Raw genomic sequence first — 16,094 nt, forward strand, 5'->3', positions numbered from 1 at the left:
TGTGTGATCCAGCCACGAACCGGGCGCGGCGCGGAGCCTCGGTCGCTGCGGGGCATCCGACGCTCCGCCCCCCCTTTTCAGCCGTCCGTCGCCAGGCGGCGGGCCACCCAGGCCTGGCCGAGCGCCAGACCGCCGTCGTTGGGCGGCGCCTGGCGGGCTTCGAGCAGGTCCAGCCCGGCTGCCGCCAGATGCTGGCGCAGCGCCGCCATCAACACCGCATTCATCGCGCAGCCGCCGCCGACGGCCAGCCGGGCGCCGGGCCTCAGCTGGCCCACGGCAATCGCCCACTCGGCCAGGCCGGCGGCCAGCGTCGCGTGGAACAAGGATGCGCCATAGGCGGCGGCGTCCCGGCATTCGATCAAGCTCGGCAGGATGGGCGACAGGTCGAGTACCCGGCCGTTGTCGCGCAAGGCATAGCCGCCGGCCAAAGGCTCGACCGGACCGTGGCCGGCGGCCAGGCCTTCCAGTTCCATGGCCGCCTGCCCCTCGAAATACATGGCATCGCGCACGCCGAGCAGCCCGGCTGCGGCATCGAACCAGCGCCCCAGGCTGGTCGTCGGCGGGCAACGCAGATTGCGGGCAAGCATGGTGAGCAGCGGCCCCGGATCGCGCTGCGGCCAGCATTGCTCGATCCATGCTCCGACCCGATAGCCCAGTCCAGCCCCATGCAGGGCGGCGACCGCCATCCGCCACGGTTCTTTCGCCGCCCGGTCGCCGCCGGGCATGGCCAGCGGTTGGAGATGGCCGATGCGTTGGCAGGCACCGCCGGCCAGATGCAGCAGTTCACCACCCCAGGCGGCGCCGTCCGGCCCCAGGCCGACCCCATCCAGCGCCAAGCCGAAAATCGGCTCGTTGACGCCATGTTCGGCGCAGATCGCCGCAATATGTGCCTGGTGATGCCCGATCGCCAGCGCCGGAACGCCCAGCTCTTCGGCCAGGCGCAGAGCCAGCTGGGAGGACGGGAAATCGGGATGCAGATCATGCGCAATCAGCGCCGGTTTCACCTCGAGAATATCGAGCATATGGCCGACCACCTCGTCGAGGAAACCCATGGCGGCGACATTGTCGAGACCCCCGATGTGCTGCGACAGGAAGGCTTGCCGCCCCTTCAGAACGCACACCGTATTTTTCAGATAGCCGCCGAGCGCCAGCACAGTCGGCCCGTCATCGGCCAGCGGGATCGGCACCGGCACATAGCCGCGCGCCCGGCGGACGAAGGCGGGGCCGGCGCGCACTACCGAATCGTCGCAGCGGATGACGATGTCGCGGTTGTGCACCAGATACGCATCGGCGATACCGACCAGGCGGGCCAGCGCCTCGTCGTTGCCAATGACCAGCGGCTCGCCGTACGGATTGGCGCTGGTCATCACCAACAGCAGGTCGGAGTGTTCAGCCAGCCAGGCCGTGCCGGCCGGACGGCCGGCGGCTTCGTGCCAGAGCAGCAGATGCACCGGGGTGGCCGGCAGCATCGCCCCCAGCCAGGCCAGCTTGGGCGCCACGCCCGGCAGCTCCGCAGCTGCCTTCGGGCACAGCACGATGGGCGCCGCCGTGCTGGCGAGCAGCGCCTGCTCGGCGTCGCCGATGCGGGCGTAAGCGGCCAGCGACAAGGCATTCAGGCCCATCACGGCAAACGGTTTTTCCTCGCGCTGCTTGCGTTCGCGCAGCGCGGCCACGGCGTCGGCATTGCGCGCATCGCAGGCCAGATGAAAGCCGCCCAGGCCTTTGATGGCGACGATTCTACCGGCACGCAACAGCTGCAAAGTTGCAGCGATTGGGTCGCCATCGAGAGGCAAACCGTCGGCATCAAGCAGGCTTAACTGCGGACCGCAATCCGGACAGCAGGTGGTTTCGGCATGGAAGCGGCGGTCAGCCGGGTAGGCGTATTCGCCGGCACACGGAGCGCACAGCGGGAAAGCGGCGAGGCTGGTGTGCGCCCGGTCGTAGGGAATCTTCCGGCTGACCGTGTAGCGCGGGCCACAATGGGTGCAGGTAGTGAACGCATAGCGCCAGCGCCGGCCCTGCGGGTTGCACAGGTCGGCGATGCACTCCGGACAGAGCGCGGCATCGGGACCGATAGCCGTCCTGACCTCGCCAGCCGCGCTATCGAGGATGGCAAAGCCTGCGTCCGGCACCTCGGCTGACTCAATCTCGATGGCATCGATGCGCGCCAGACGAGGCAGCTCGATCGGTAAACGTTCGACGAAAATGGACACATTTTCACCGTCGATTGCCACCACCACACCCGCTGCATCGTTGCGCACCCAACCCCGCAAGCCGAGTTCGCTGGCCAGCCGCCAGACGTAGGGACGAAAGCCGACCCCCTGCACCAGACCCTGGATGCGGAGCAGACGGCCGGTCATCGGCTGCTTACCGTGCTGCCAGCTGACGTTCCAGTTCGGCGACGCGGCGCTTCAGGGCGTCGACGGATTCCGAGCGCTTGGCGCGCTGGGCCTCGAGGCCGGATTGAATCCAGTCCAGCCAGGCGGAAAGACCGTCGCCGCTGGTCGCCGAGACGCGGAAAACGGTCAGGTTGGGATTCACGCGGCGGGCGTTGGCTTCGGCCAGGTCGGCATCGAAGTCGAGGTAGGGCAGCAGGTCGCACTTGTTGAGCAGCATGACGTCGGCGGCGGCGAACATGTCTGGGTACTTGAGCGGCTTGTCCTCGCCTTCAGTGACCGACAGGATGGCGACCTTGTGGTGTTCGCCAAGGTCGAAGGCGGCCGGGCAGACCAGGTTGCCGACGTTCTCGATCAGGAACAGCGATTCGTCGGCCGGTTGCAGACGCTGCATGGCGTGGCCGACCATGTGGCCGTCGAGATGGCAGCCCTTGCCGGTGTTGATCTGCAGCGCGGCGACGCCGGTGGCGCGAATGCGCTCAGCGTCGTTGGCCGTCTGCTGGTCGCCTTCGACGACGTTGATGGCGACCTTGCCCTTCAGCAATTCGATAGTCTTGCAGAGTAGCGTGGTCTTGCCCGAACCGGGACTGGACACCAGATTCAGCGCGAAGATGCCACGCTCGTCGAACGACTGACGGTTGGCATCGGCGTAGGCGTTGTTCTTGGACAGGATGTCCTGCTCGATCTGCACCATGCGTGCCTGCGACATGCCCGGCACATGGGCACGGGCCGGGCCGGTGCCATAGTCGAGGTCGCCGCCGACAGCGTGCTCGTGGTGATGATGGTGGTGATCGTGCTCGTGGCCATGGTCATGCGGATGGCTGTGCGTGCTGCCGTCGGCGTGCACATGATCATGCTGATGGCCGTGGACATGGCCATGTTCGCCCTGATGCACGTGCTCATGAACATGGACTGTGCCATCGGCGTGGGTGTGGCTGTGGGCATGGGCGCCGGCCAGCGCCGCGCCATCGTGGCTATGCGCGTGCTCATGTTCGTGCCCGTGGCTGTGCGTATGCACCGTGCCGTCTTCATGGACGTGGGTATGCTCGTGCGCCCCGCCCTCGATTTTCACTTCCCCCGCCCCGCAGCCGCAAACCGTACACATATCCGTCTCCTGATTATTCGATCTCGATTTCCTTGACCCGCATCTCGGTCCCGCCGGTCGCCTGCACCTGATGGCTGCCGCACTTCGGGCAGGCGCCATACAGCTCGGTCATCGGCACCGTCTCGGCGCACGGCATGCACCAGCCCACCCCCGGCACATCGACGATTTCCAGCACGGCCCCTTGGGCGATGCTGTCGCGGGTCACGGCATCGAAACAAAAGCGCAGGGCCTCGGGCTGGACCGACGACATGCGGCCTATTTCCAGCACCACCAGCTTCACCCGCCGGGCACTCTCCCGCTTGGCGGTATCTTCGACCAGTTGCAGCACGCCTTCGGCGAGCGACATTTCATGCATCTTGCAGTTCCACGGTATAAGGCAGACAAGGATCAAGCGCCAGTATCGCCTGATCCATCCCCTGCCGTGCTTGATCCAGCGTAACAAATCGGCGATTGGCGAGCAGTCCCGCCAGCGGCCGGGCATCGGCGAACAGGCTGTCGGTCGGTGCCTGGACCCGGTAACGGACCACTTCGCCATCGACGACATGAACGGCATGAGTGAGCACACCGCGCGCCGTCAGGGTCTGACCGACACCCCAGCCGGCGCCGCCGGCGGAAGCAATGGGGAAGGGCCGATGCTCGACCAGCGCGGCCAGCGCGCCATCGACCTCGGCCAAGCGCGCCCGATAGAGGGCCGGAATGGAGTCCGGCAAAGGCAGGGCAGGCATCTGCGCCCGCATGCCCTGCCAGTAGTCGAGCCAGGATTCCGGCGCCAGGACCGCCGGCCGCTGGGTACGCTGATCGCCATCACCCGCCGCCACCTCCAGGAGGGCCAGGCAGTCGGCGGCCAACGGCTTGACGACCTCGTCGGTCAGACGGCGAGTAGTGGCGACCACCTCGTCGCCATTGCGGCTCCCCCGCCAGGCGATGAAAGCATCCTTGGCCGGCGGCAAGCCGACGGCCGGCGGCCAGTCAAGCAGCAGGCGCCACAGGTTCTCATGCAGCACCTCGATCCACAGTTCGGCATGGTCCGGGGTGCGCGGCGTCTCGCCCAGCGCCACATTCACCGCCGCCTGCGCCGCCACCCGCTGGGCATGGGCGCACAGCGTGAACAGGTAGGGCACCGTCTTGATCACCACGTCGGGCAGCTGCCCGATGAACAGGCGGGTTACCGACGGCCGCTGCAGGTCGACGACGATATCGCGCAGGGCCTCGTCGGCGTAGGTAGCGCGCACGAGCAGTTGGCCGGCCGAGGTCATCGTCCCAATCCGAGAAAAGCGCGGCGGCTGGGTGCCGCAGCGGCAGGCACTTGTTCCGGCACGGCCATGGGCTCGGCGTGCAGGGCATGGGCAACGGCCAGCGCCGTCAGCCGCGCCTGCTCCTGGGTCGGGAACTCGAAGGCCGGCGAAAACAGCGAACACAGGTGGTAGTTGCCAAGGCGCTCTTCGTCGGCGACGGTGAATTCGTAATCGCCCGACGCAAAATGCCAGTCGTACTTGGCGCAGGCCAGCAGAGCTGGCCAAGCATCAGCTTCGCTAGGCAGACAGAGCAGGTTGATGGCCCACGGCGTGATCATCACGCCAGCCCAATGTCCGTGCGGCGTGCGCTGGAACCCGACAGCCTCGACGCATAAGGCAGGATTGCAGATCGGCACGTCATGCATGCGGGTTTGGGCAATATCGGAAAACACGGCGACCAGTTCGGACGATGGGTCGGCCGTCCAGATTTTCATGCGGCTATCCTCGCTGCGGGACGCCAAGCGGCCTTGGAGCCTTGCTTCCTGCTCATTCCGCCCTCCACTCACAATGAACACGCGACATCTCCGGCGAATCAGCTATCGGAGAATACGGTCCCAGGAGGGCTCGGACCTCATTCGCGGGCGGTCGCACTCCAAGGCAGGCCTTGGAGCCTTGCTCCCTGCTCATTCGGTCACCATGAATTTATGCTTAGGCGCATCGCAACCCGGACAACACCAGTCGTCCGGCAAGTCGGCGAACGAGGTGCCCGGCGGAATGCCGCGCACGTCATCGCCCTGCTCTGGGTCGTAAACCCACCAGCAGATGCCGCATTCAAGCCGGTCGTCCGGTTTGACCCCGAGATGTGAACCTTCGAATCGCATAGACGAAGCTTAGGCGGGCTCCGCCATCATGTCGAGGTATTCGTTCAGGCGCTCAACGGAGTCAGCGAAATCCTCGTCGGCGGCCAGCGCCACGTCAGGCATGCCGATAACTTCGATCGAATTGAGGATCAGCGCATCCATGCTGTTGAAGTACTGCACCCACCACACGTTCTTCAGGCGCGTGCTGGTAATCCGGCAATTGCCGTAGCCGCGCGACAGCAGCGAAACCTCGCGGTGGCCGAGCCAGCCGTACAGGGTATCGAGGTCGGCGTCGGACACCGGCAGCAGGCTCAGGTTGATGATGTGTGCCGACTGACCGGCGCGGTAAGCCGCCGCCTGCATGCGGATTTCCTCGACCAGGGCCTGGGCGTTCATGCAACCGGCCGGGTAGTCCGGGGCCGGCAACTCGCCGGCCGCTGTGCGCTGCATGGCATCGGTCAGCACCTCGGGAATGGCGCCGGTTTCCAGTCGGTCAACGATCATCGCACCGTCGTCGGCCACCTTCAGCACGCGCCAGATGCCGGCAAAGGCCGTTTCCTGCACGCGCCAGTGCTCCGGGGCCGTGGTGAAGGCACTCACCTCGCCGAAACCCATGGATTGGTTGATGACGTCGCGCACGCCGGCCTCCAGCCCGAGCAGGTCGAGCCGAGCACCGCCGGCCATGCCGGCCTGGCTAGCACCTTCGAGGAAGAGGCCGAGCAGGCGGGCGGCCTGGGCGATGGCTTCGGGCGACGCATTGTCCGGCAGACGCGGCTGGTGGAAGGTATCCATGCCCTTGGGCATGGGCAGGTAATCGGGCGCTTCCTCGCCTTGCGAGCCGGGACCCATGGCGACGACGGAAATCGGGAAAGGACGCATCGTGGACGGGTTCATGCGCAGGCTCCTTGTTGTGTGGCGACGCGAACGGGAATGCCGATGGGTTTCGGCTGGGCCGGCCCGGAGAGCAGGCGGTCGACCTCGACCTGATACTCGTTCCAGTCGCGGATGCCGTTCAGCGAACCGACATACTCGCCATCGCGCAGAAAGACGACGGCCGGCGCCCGGGCGATACCGTATTTCTGCATCAGGGCCGGTGCCGTTTCGGGCCCGGCGACCAGGCGGGAAATCCGGTCGCCGAGCGGCTTGAGCGCCTCGGGCAGGATCACGCAAGCGTCGAGGACTTCAAGGTTGCGCTGGGGATCTTCAGTGACCAGCAGGGCAGCCAGACCAGCCGGAAATTCGGAATCGGTTTCGGTCAGGCAGCGGAAATTGTGTTTGACCTGCATGCGGCCGATGGCGGTGTACAGGCGATCGAGGGAGGTCGGGCCGGGAGACAGTTGGAGGCTCATGATGTTTGGCTCCTTAAAAATTCGGGCAGTTGGGGTTCGCGGTCGAGATCGGCGAAGAAGGCGGAAAAATCGGTGGCACCGGACTGGGCCGCGTCGAGCGCATCGAGCGCGGCATTGATGGCGGCGGCCCGCTCATCCGCAATGACTTCGCGAGCGGCACCGAGAAAGACCAGCAGCCAGGCGCCCGGCGACTGGATGCCGACCAGGCTGAGATCGACGCGCAGCTCGCCGTTGCGGCTGGCGCAGCGGGCGAAGTGTTCGCCGGATTCGACGACCCGGGCAGGGATACCGAGGCACATCAGGCGGCCTCGAGATTCAGGAAGCGGGCGTCGCCGAGACGGTAGGCCTGATCGGCCGGCGGCCGCTCGCCTTCGTAGACGTCGATGGCCAGGGCGCGGTCGGTCAGGTCGGCGGCGATGTCGTGGCGTATCCGCCCCTCGGCCCCCCAACGTTCCAGCCAGTCGAGCGCCAGATTCAAAGACGGCACCATTTGCGCCTTGACGATGTCGCGCAGGCTGCCGCCGTAGTCTTCCAGTTCTTCCGGCTGGACGCCGATGAGCACCAGTTCTTTCGGCAGCTTGCCGGTCAGCTCGGCCGCCATCAGCACTTCCTGGAAGCCGGTCTGGTGCAGGCTCATTTTCTTGGCGCCCATGAAGCGCGGCACCTGATCGCCGACCACCTCGCGCAGGTCGCCCGGCGCATCGCCGTAGTCGACGGCGTCGAAGACGAGCAGGCAGTCGGCCTCCTGCACGTAGGGCAGCAAATACAGGCCCTGCGTGCCGCCGTCCATCAGCGTCACGTTGTCCGGAAACGACCAGCCGGCATTGAGCGCCTCGACGCAGCGCACGCCAAAACCCTCGTCGGCCCACAGGATGTTGCCGATGCCGAGAACCAGTATGCGTTTGGTATTCATTCGCAACCTCTGAAAAAAACGCCCCGGGCACATGGGAATGCACGCCGGGGCAAACGCAAGGTAAACCTTTAATCCCGTCCTGACGCCAGGCGCAGACGGCGCGACAACCGCACGACAGGCATGGCCATCATTCCTTGAACATCCGCCAGCCGGAGACCATCGTCGAGATCAGCGACTGCCGACTCATGATGTCCTCGCGGATCGCCGCGTAGACATGCACCAGCACGAAAGTCATCATGATCCACATGCCCAGACGGTGGAAATTGTGCGTCTGCATGGAGCCGCCGAGCGCCGGAATCACCCAGCCGAACAGCGCGTCCTGCCAGCTGCCGACACCTGCGCCTTCGCTGTACAGCGCGAAGCCGGTGAACACCATGCCGACAGCGAGTACCGTGAAGAAGAAAAACATCATCAGCTGCGCCATCGGGTTGTGGCCGACGTATTTCTTCGGAGTCTTTTCTAGGAAGAGATACCAGCGCAACTCGAAGAAAACCTCGCTCCACCACTGCGGATTGGTGATCGGCAGCTTGAAGATCTGCTTGGCGTGGTGGTTGCCGACGAAGGCCCAGTAAATGCGGCCGAGCAGCCCGACGGCGAAGATGTAGGCGGCGGCGAAATGGGCGAAACGGATGTAGCCCATCAGAAAATTTTCCGCCGCCTCGCCGGGCACCGTCGGCAGGGGCTTGCCGATGAAGTAGCCGGTCACCGCCAGGACCACCATGCACAGCGCGTTGATCCAGTGCCACAAGCGCACCGGGGCTTCGTAGACATAGATCGAACGGACCTGTTTACCGTGCCGTTCGGCCTCCAGCATGTCCTGTTGAGAGAGCATTTCAGCCTCCTTTCCGGACCGCTCAGCGGACCTTGACCGACGTCATTTCCTGGCCGTCCGGGCTCATCACGTGCGTCGAGCAGGCCAGGCAGGGATCGAAGGAATGCAGGGTGCGCAGGATTTCCAGCGGCTCGTCGGCCTTGGCCACCGGGGTGTCCATCAGCGAAGCCTCGAAGGCGCCGATCTGGCCCTTGTGGTCGCGCGGACCGCCGTTCCAGGTGGTCGGCACGACGCACTGGTAGTTGTCGATCTTGGTGTCCTTGATCTTGATCCAGTGGCCCAGCGCACCGCGCGGCGCTTCGGTGAAGCCGACGCCCTTGGCTTCCTTCGGCCAGGTGCTCGGCTCCCACTTCTCGATGTTCGCCGTATTCAGATCGCCGGCCTTCAGGTTGGCCATCAACTTGTCGAAGAAGTAGGACATCTTGTGCGCCGCCCAGCCGCATTCCAGACCGCGCGCCGCAGTGCGGCCGAGGGTCGAGAACAGCGCGGTGACCGGCACGTCGAGTTCCTTGAGCAGGGCGTCAACTGGCTCCTTGAACTCCGGATTCTTCTGGGCGTAGCCGATGATGTAGCGGGCCAGCGGGCCGACTTCCATGGCGTGACCGCGCCAGCGCGGCGCCTTGATCCACGAATACTTGCCGCCTTCGTCGAGTTCCTTGATGTTGGTCTTGGTCCCCTTGGTGTTCGGGCCGAGTACGAAACTCGGCTCGGTGACGCCGTCCCACGGGTGCAGGCCCTTGGTCTCGTCCGGGTACTTGTACCAGGAGTGGGCGACGAATTCCTGTACCTGCTCGACGTCGCGCAGATCGACGTCATGCACCTTGGAGAGGTCGCCGTTGATGATGGCGCCGCGCGGCAGCATCAGGTTGCCGGCCGAGTAATCGTTGGCCTTGTCCGGGATGTCGCCGTAGGACATGACGTTCTTCGACGACAGGCCGCCGCCGTACAGCCAGCCTTTGTAGAACTTGGCGATGGCGATCAGATCGGGGATGTAGACTTGCTCGGTGAATTCGATGCAGCGGTCGATGATGCTCTTGACCAGGTTCAGCCGCTCCATGTTGACGGCACCGACGGCACCGACACCTTCCAGGTTGATGGCGCAGGGCACGCCGCCGACCAACCAGTTCGGGTGCGGGTTCTTGCCGCCGAAAATGGTATGGACCTTGACGATGTCCTTCTGGAAATCGAGCGCTTCGAGGTAGTGGGCGACAGCCATCAGGTTGGCTTCCGGCGGCAGCTTGTAGGCCGGGTTACCCCAGTAGCCGTTCATGAAGGGGCCGAGCTGGCCGGATTCGACGAACTTCTTCAGGCGGTTCTGGATGTCGCGGAAATAGCCCGGCGACGACAGCGGCCACTTAGAGATGCTCTGGGCCAGCGTTGAGGTGGCTTTCGGATCGGCCTTCAGCGCCGACACCACATCGACCCAGTCGAGCGCGTGCAGATGGTAGAAGTGCACCAGATGATCATGCACCTGCAAGTTGAGCTGCATGATGTTGCGGATGCTGTTGGCGTTTTCCGGAATCTGGATCTTCAGCGCATCCTCGACGGCGCGCACCGAGGTCAGCGCATGGGTGCCTGTGCACACGCCGCAGATGCGTTCGGTGAAGGCCCAGGCGTCGCGCGGATCGCGGCCCTTGAGAATCACTTCCAGACCGCGCCACATGGTGCCGGTCGATACGGCGTTGCGGATGACGTTCTTGTCGTCGAGGTTCACTTCCACCCTCAGGTGGCCCTCGATGCGGCAGACCGGGTCGACGACGACGCGCTTGCCGGAGTTGTCGAGCTTGAAGCCTTGGGTTTCGTAAGCTGCCATGAATTATTCCCCCTTCTTTTCTTCTGTCTCACCGGCCTTCTGGCGGGCGCGGGCCAGTGCCGTCACGGCGGCATGGGCGGCAATCGCGGCGCCGACGGTGCCGGCGGCGGCCTTGCCGATGGAGTCGGCGTTCGCTTCGGCACCGAACGGCGTGATCGAGGTCACGCGGTCGTAGAAGCTGCCCTTGTCCCAGAAGCCTTCCTCGGAACAGCCGATACAGCCGTGGCCGGACTGCACCGGCCAGCTGACGCCGCCGTTCCAGCGCATCGACGAACAGGCGTTGTAGGTGGTCGGCCCCTTGCAGCCCATCTTGTACAGGCAGTAACCCTTGCGCGCCCCCTCGTCGTCCCAGGCTTCAGCGAACTGGCCGGCGTCGAAGTGGCCGCGGCGATAGCACTTGTCGTGGATGCGCTGGCCGTAGAACATCTTGGGCCGGCCCTGACGGTCGAGTTCGGGAATGCGGTCGAAGGTCAGCATGTAGGTGACGACGCCGGTCATGACTTCGGCGATCGGCGGGCAGCCCGGCACGTTGATGATCGGCTTGCCGGAAATGACCTTGTGCACCGGCGTGGCGCGGGTCGGGTTGGGCTTGGCGGCCTGCACGCAGCCGTAGGAGGCACAGGCCCCCCAGCTGATGATGGCCTTGGCGTCGGCACAGGTTTCCTTCAGCACTTCGACGAATGGGCGGCCGCCGTGGATGCAGAACATGCCGTCCTCGTTGAGCGGCGGGTTGCCCTCGACGGCGACGATGTAGTTGCCCTTGTACTTCTTCTTGACCTCTTCGATGATCGCCTCGGCCTGGTGGCCGGCGGCCGCCATCAGCGTGTCGTCGTAGTCGAGGGAGAGCATGGAGAGCACGACATCCTTGGTCAGCGGGTGCGCCGAGCGGATGAAGGATTCGGAGCAGCAGGTGCATTCCAGGCCATGCAGCCAGATGACCGGCGTGCGGGCCTTGGTTTCCAGCGCATGGGCGATGCGCGGTGCGGCGGCGGAGCCCAGGCCGAGCGAAGTCGCCGTCAGGCTGCAGAATTTCAGGAAACTGCGCCGGGTGATGCCCTGGCGGCGCAGCACTTCATAGAATGTCTCGGTCACTTGTCTTTCCCCCGTTCGTTTTGTCGCGTGGTGGGAAGCGCTAACGCAAGGCGTGTGCCACGCCCGCGCCAACTGCAGATTTGTTGATATAAATCAATGCGCATTCGACACACAGACCAACCAATGGCGAAGGACGCGCCAGGACCGCGCCTGAAAAGCATCCTTCCAACCTGCAAACCAGCATTCCACCAGCACCCCGACACCGGCACGCATGCTTCTTTGATCGGCGTCAGCGCGTGGCTGGGGCAGGGGTTCTAGAATGCCCCTCGAGGAGGGAATGCGTGCCCAAGATAATCGCGCTGCTCAGCAACCACAGTGACCAGGTGTCGCCCGGCGTCAGCCTGCGCGAGGTGGCGGCGCGCATGCTGCAGACCGGCACGTCATCGGTCATCGTGGTCGACGGCGGGGTCGCCGCCGGCATCATCACCGAACGCGACCTGCTGCGTGTCATGCGTCAGCACGGTTCGCCTGAACAAAGCGTCGGCGACCTGATGAGCCGGCCGGTGCACAGCGTCACTGCCGATACCGATTTCCGCGAAGCCTACCGCCAGGCCGCCAGCCTCGACATCCGGCGCATCGTCGTCACCGACCCAGCCGGCCGGCCGCTCGGCATCGTCAACGAATCGGACTTCCGCAAGCACCTCGGCCCCGACTTCTTCATGCACCTGAACAATGTCGACAGCCTGATGGAGCAGTCTTTCCCGCGCCTGCCGGCCGACGCGGCGCTCGACGACGCGCTGATCGCCATGGAAGCCGTGCACGGCAGCTGTGCCGTGGTCGTCGACGGCCGCCGGCCGCTGGGCGTCGTCACCGAGCACGACGTGGTGCGCCTCTTCCTGAGCGGCGACGACAATCCGTCGCTGGCCGCCGTGATGACCAGCCCGACCGTCAGCATCGGGGCCGACCAGCCGCTGTCCGAAGCCGCCCAGCGCATGCTCGACCACGGCATCCGCCACCTGACCGTGGTGGATGACCAGGGCCAGTTGGTCGGCCTGCTCTCCGAACACGCCCTGATGAGCCCGCTCAAGCTCGACCTGATCGATGGCGCGCTGAGCGAGCGCAAATCCCTGGCTCTGTCTCGCGAGCAGCTACTGGAAGAAACGGCGCTCCGCGAGCGCTACCAGCGCGCACTACTCGACAACTTCCCTTTCCTGGTCTGGCTCAAGGACACCGAATCGCGCATCCTGACCGCCAACCGGGCCTATGCCGAAGCCTCGGGCCGGCCGACCACCGACGAACTGATCGGCAAGACCGACCTCGACGTCTGGCCGCTCGACCTGGCCACCCGTTATCGCCGCGACGACACGGAGGTGATGGCGACGCGCCAGAACAAGATCGTCGTCGAACCCATCGTCGTCGGCGATCAGGCCGTCTGGCACGAGACCTACAAGGCCCCCGTCATCGACGAGGCCGGCAACCTGCTGGGCACCGTCGGCTTCGCACAGGACATTTCGGAACGCAAGAACACGGCCCTGCGCCTGGAAATCGAGCACGACCTGGCGCAAAGCCTGGCCATCGGGCTCGACCGCGAGCACCTGACCAGCGTCCTGCTCAAGGCCATGCTGCGCTTTCCGGAATTCAGCGCCGGCGGCATCTATCGCGCCCTGCCCGACGGCAGCTACGGCCTGCTAAGCCACGAAGGGCTGTCGCCCGAATTCGTCCACCAGGCACTGCTCTTTGCCGCCGACAGCCCGTTCGCCCGCCAGGCCAGCCTGGGCCGGCCGGCCTGCTTGTCGGCCGAAGACGAGGCCCTGCCGACCGGCAGCGGCCTGATCGACGCCTCGCCCCTGCACCAGGACGGTTTCCGCAGCGTCGTGCAACTGCCCATCCTGCGCGACGGCCAGCCGGACACCTGCCTGCTCCTCGCCAGCAGGCTCACTGCGCATACTTCGCCGGCCACCCTGCGCTCGCTGGAAATCCTCAGCAGCTACTTCGGGCAAACCCTGCACCGCCTGGCGGCGCAGGCGGAATCCCGCCGCCTGCAGCAGAACCTGAGCGGCATTTTCGATACGCTGACCGATTTCATCTTCATCCTCGACGTAGACGGCACCGTCCTCTACTACAACCGCGCCGCCGCCGAAACGCTGGGCTACGGTCCGGACATCCTGAAGGGCAAGCCGATTGTCGCGGTGCACCCGGAAAATCTGCGCCAGCTGGCCGAAGACAGTATGGCCGACCTGATCGCCGACCGCCGCCTGAGCTGTCCGCTGCCCATCCTGCGCGCCAACGGCGAGCAGATCATGGTCGAAATCCGGATCGCCAACGGCTACTGGGACGAGAAACCCGCGCTGATCGCCATCGCCCAGGACATCAGCGAACGCCTGCAGGCCGAAGAGCGGCAGCGCCTGGCGGCCAGCGTCTTCGACAATGCCCACGAAGGCATCATGATCACCGACGAGGCCGGCAAGATCGTCGAGGTCAACAGCACTTTCACCGAACTGACCGGCTACTCGCGGGCCGAAGCCATTGGCCAGACGCCGGACCTGCTCAAATCCGGGCATCATGAAGCCAACTTCTACGACGACATGTGGCAGCAGATTCGGCGTGACGGCTACTGGCGCGGCGAAATCTGGAATCGCAAGAAATCGGGCGAGATTTTCGTCGAACAACTCAACATCTCCAGCGTACGCAATCGGGAAGGGGCCATTTCACACTTCGTCGCCATCTTTTCCGACATCACGCTGATCAAGCAGCACCAGCAACGCCTCGAACACCTGGCCCATTTCGACGCCCTGACCCAGCTGCCGAACCGCATGCTGCTCGGCGACCGGCTGCAGCTGGCCAAGGCGCAGACCGAGCGCAGCGGCAAGATGCTGGCCGTCTGCTACCTCGACCTCGACAATTTCAAGCCGATCAATGACGAATACGGCCACGGCGTCGGCGACTACCTGTTGATCGACGTCGCCCAGCGCCTGAAGAGCTGCGTGCGGGCGGGCGATACGGTCGCCCGCCTGGGCGGCGACGAATTCGTGCTGCTGCTGTCCGACCTCGAGGACCTGCGCGAATGCGAGCATGCCATGGCCCGCGTTCTCGGCACCCTGGCCAAGCCTTTCCTCGTGTCGCAGCGGCAACTGACCATTTCGGCCAGCATCGGGGTCACCCTCTATCCGCATGACGGCTCGGATTCCGACACCCTGCTCCGCCACGCCGACCAGGCGATGTACGCCGCCAAGCAGGCCGGGCGCAACCGCTACCACCTGTTTGACCCGGAAAGCGACCGGCGGGCCAAGGCCCGCCGCGACGAAATCGGACGCATCCGCCAGGGCCTCGCCGCCGGCGAATTCCGCCTGTTCTACCAGCCCAAGGTCAATATGCGCCAGGGCACCGTCATCGGCGCCGAGGCCCTGATTCGCTGGCAACATCCGGAGCGCGGCCTGCTCCTGCCCGATGCCTTCCTGCCTTTCCTGGACGGCGCTGAGACAGCCGTCGAAATCGGCGACTGGGTGATCAACGAAGCGCTGCGCCAGATCGACACCTGGCGGCACCAGCACGGCATCGATCTGGCGGTCAGCATCAACATTTCCGGCAATCACCTGCAGCATCCGGACTTCTGCCGACGCCTGGGCGAGCTGCTCGCCCGCTACCCCGGCGTGTCGCCGCAACGGATCGAACTGGAAGTGCTCGAAACGGCGGCCCTCGAGGACATCGACACCAGCGCCGCCCTGTTCGCCGAATGCCGCGCCCTGGGCGTCAGTTTCGCGCTCGACGACTTCGGCACCGGTTATTCGTCGCTGACCTATTTCCGCCGCCTGCCGGCAGACCTGCTCAAGATCGACCAGTCCTTCGTCCGCGACATGCTGGACAATCCGGACGACCTGGCCATCGTCGAAGGCGTCATCGGCCTGACCCAGGCTTTCCGCCGCTCGGTCATCGCCGAAGGAGTGGAGACCGTCGAGCACGGCCTGGTGCTGCTCCTGCTCGGCTGCGACATGGCACAGGGCTTCGGCATCGCCCGGCCCATGCCGGCCGACGACATCCCGGCCTGGATGCGCCAGTTCCAGCCCGACGAGCTGTGGAACCTGGCGACCGCCTTCAACTGGTCGCGCGACGACCTGCCCATGCTGATCGCCGAAGTCGATCACAAGCGGTGGACCCGCGCGCTGTACGCCTACCTCGACTATACGACGGGAACCGCCAGCCCGCCGCCGGTCGCCGCCGACGCCTGCCGTTTTGCCCACTGGCTGAACGATGCCGGCAACCAGCGCTACGCCGCCATCGCGGCCTTCCAGCAGATTCCCGCCCTGCACGCCCAGGTGCACGACAGCGCCCGCGAATTGCTGCATCGCCGGCGCATCGGCGGCACCGCCGACCTGCTGGCGCTGGAACTGGCGCTGCGCAGCGCCAATGACCAGCTGACCGAATGCTTCCAGCAGATACAGGCCGAAGTGCTAATCGCCGCCCCGGTCCGTCGGCGCTAAGGGGCGGTTTTTCTCGCCCGTTTTTGTTTGATGATCATCAATCTGCCGGTACACTTGCGCGTTCATAATTTGCGCCTGATT

Annotated in this window: 14 protein-coding genes; 1 reads left to right on the forward strand and 13 read right to left on the reverse strand. The window is 65.3% G+C overall.

The genetic code is table 11. From position 1 onward, the window contains the following. Positions 1–77: 77 nt before the first annotated feature. From hypF to LZ012_RS01145, 13 genes are all read right to left on the reverse strand, one after another. Positions 78–2,360, reverse strand: coding sequence for a carbamoyltransferase HypF (gene hypF / locus LZ012_RS01085; RefSeq protein ID WP_275706635.1), 2,283 nt, complete (start codon positions 2,358–2,360; stop codon positions 78–80). A 7-nt stretch (positions 2,361–2,367) separates the two neighbouring features. Continuing rightward, complete coding sequence (hypB, locus tag LZ012_RS01090) at positions 2,368–3,501, reverse strand: hydrogenase nickel incorporation protein HypB (protein WP_275706637.1); 1,134 nt, start codon at positions 3,499–3,501, stop codon at positions 2,368–2,370. 13 nt (positions 3,502–3,514) lie between these two features. After that, on the reverse strand, positions 3,515–3,856 hold the full coding sequence (hypA, locus tag LZ012_RS01095; RefSeq protein ID WP_275706639.1) for a hydrogenase maturation nickel metallochaperone HypA: 342 nt from the start codon (positions 3,854–3,856) through the stop codon (positions 3,515–3,517). Next, positions 3,849–4,757: a hypothetical protein gene (locus LZ012_RS01100; protein WP_275706641.1), complete on the reverse strand. Its 909-nt coding sequence runs from the start codon at positions 4,755–4,757 to the stop codon at positions 3,849–3,851. Before LZ012_RS01100 ends, hypA begins: the two co-directional genes overlap by 8 nt. After that, complete coding sequence (gene hybE, locus LZ012_RS01105; RefSeq protein WP_275706643.1) at positions 4,754–5,230, reverse strand: [NiFe]-hydrogenase assembly chaperone HybE; 477 nt, start codon at positions 5,228–5,230, stop codon at positions 4,754–4,756. Before hybE ends, LZ012_RS01100 begins: the two co-directional genes overlap by 4 nt. A gap of 189 nt (positions 5,231–5,419) precedes the next feature. After that, entirely contained in the window at positions 5,420–5,617 is a 198-nt protein-coding gene (locus LZ012_RS01110) for a rubredoxin (protein ID WP_275706645.1), read from the reverse strand. A gap of 9 nt (positions 5,618–5,626) precedes the next feature. Further along, entirely contained in the window at positions 5,627–6,490 is an 864-nt protein-coding gene (locus LZ012_RS01115) for a hydrogenase expression/formation protein (RefSeq protein WP_275706647.1), read from the reverse strand. After that, on the reverse strand, positions 6,487–6,945 hold the full coding sequence (locus LZ012_RS01120; RefSeq protein ID WP_275706649.1) for a thioredoxin domain-containing protein: 459 nt from the start codon (positions 6,943–6,945) through the stop codon (positions 6,487–6,489). The genes LZ012_RS01115 and LZ012_RS01120 overlap by 4 nt, the downstream gene beginning before the upstream one ends. Beyond that, positions 6,942–7,244, reverse strand: a complete 303-nt coding sequence (locus LZ012_RS01125) for a HypC/HybG/HupF family hydrogenase formation chaperone (protein WP_275706652.1) — start codon at positions 7,242–7,244, stop codon at positions 6,942–6,944. Before LZ012_RS01125 ends, LZ012_RS01120 begins: the two co-directional genes overlap by 4 nt. Further along, positions 7,244–7,858 (reverse strand): HyaD/HybD family hydrogenase maturation endopeptidase, encoded by a 615-nt coding sequence (locus tag LZ012_RS01130; RefSeq protein ID WP_275706654.1) that lies wholly within the window; start codon positions 7,856–7,858, stop codon positions 7,244–7,246. Before LZ012_RS01130 ends, LZ012_RS01125 begins: the two co-directional genes overlap by 1 nt. 127 nt (positions 7,859–7,985) lie before the next feature. After that, positions 7,986–8,690, reverse strand: coding sequence for a Ni/Fe-hydrogenase, b-type cytochrome subunit (gene cybH / locus LZ012_RS01135; RefSeq protein ID WP_275706655.1), 705 nt, complete (start codon positions 8,688–8,690; stop codon positions 7,986–7,988). A gap of 22 nt (positions 8,691–8,712) precedes the next feature. After that, positions 8,713–10,503, reverse strand: coding sequence for a nickel-dependent hydrogenase large subunit (locus tag LZ012_RS01140; RefSeq protein ID WP_275706657.1), 1,791 nt, complete (start codon positions 10,501–10,503; stop codon positions 8,713–8,715). A 3-nt stretch (positions 10,504–10,506) separates the two neighbouring features. Next, a complete protein-coding gene (locus LZ012_RS01145) occupies positions 10,507–11,595 on the reverse strand; it encodes a hydrogenase small subunit (RefSeq protein ID WP_275706659.1) in 1,089 nt (362 codons plus the stop codon). A 281-nt stretch (positions 11,596–11,876) separates the two neighbouring features. Here LZ012_RS01145 and LZ012_RS01150 point away from each other — a divergent pair, with 281 nt between their 5' ends. Further along, positions 11,877–16,013: an EAL domain-containing protein gene (locus LZ012_RS01150; protein WP_275706661.1), complete on the forward strand. Its 4,137-nt coding sequence runs from the start codon at positions 11,877–11,879 to the stop codon at positions 16,011–16,013. Positions 16,014–16,094: the final 81 nt, after the last annotated feature.

It is taken from the genome of Dechloromonas hankyongensis (assembly GCF_022012295.1).
Lineage (GTDB): Bacteria > Pseudomonadota > Gammaproteobacteria > Burkholderiales > Rhodocyclaceae > Azonexus > Azonexus hankyongensis.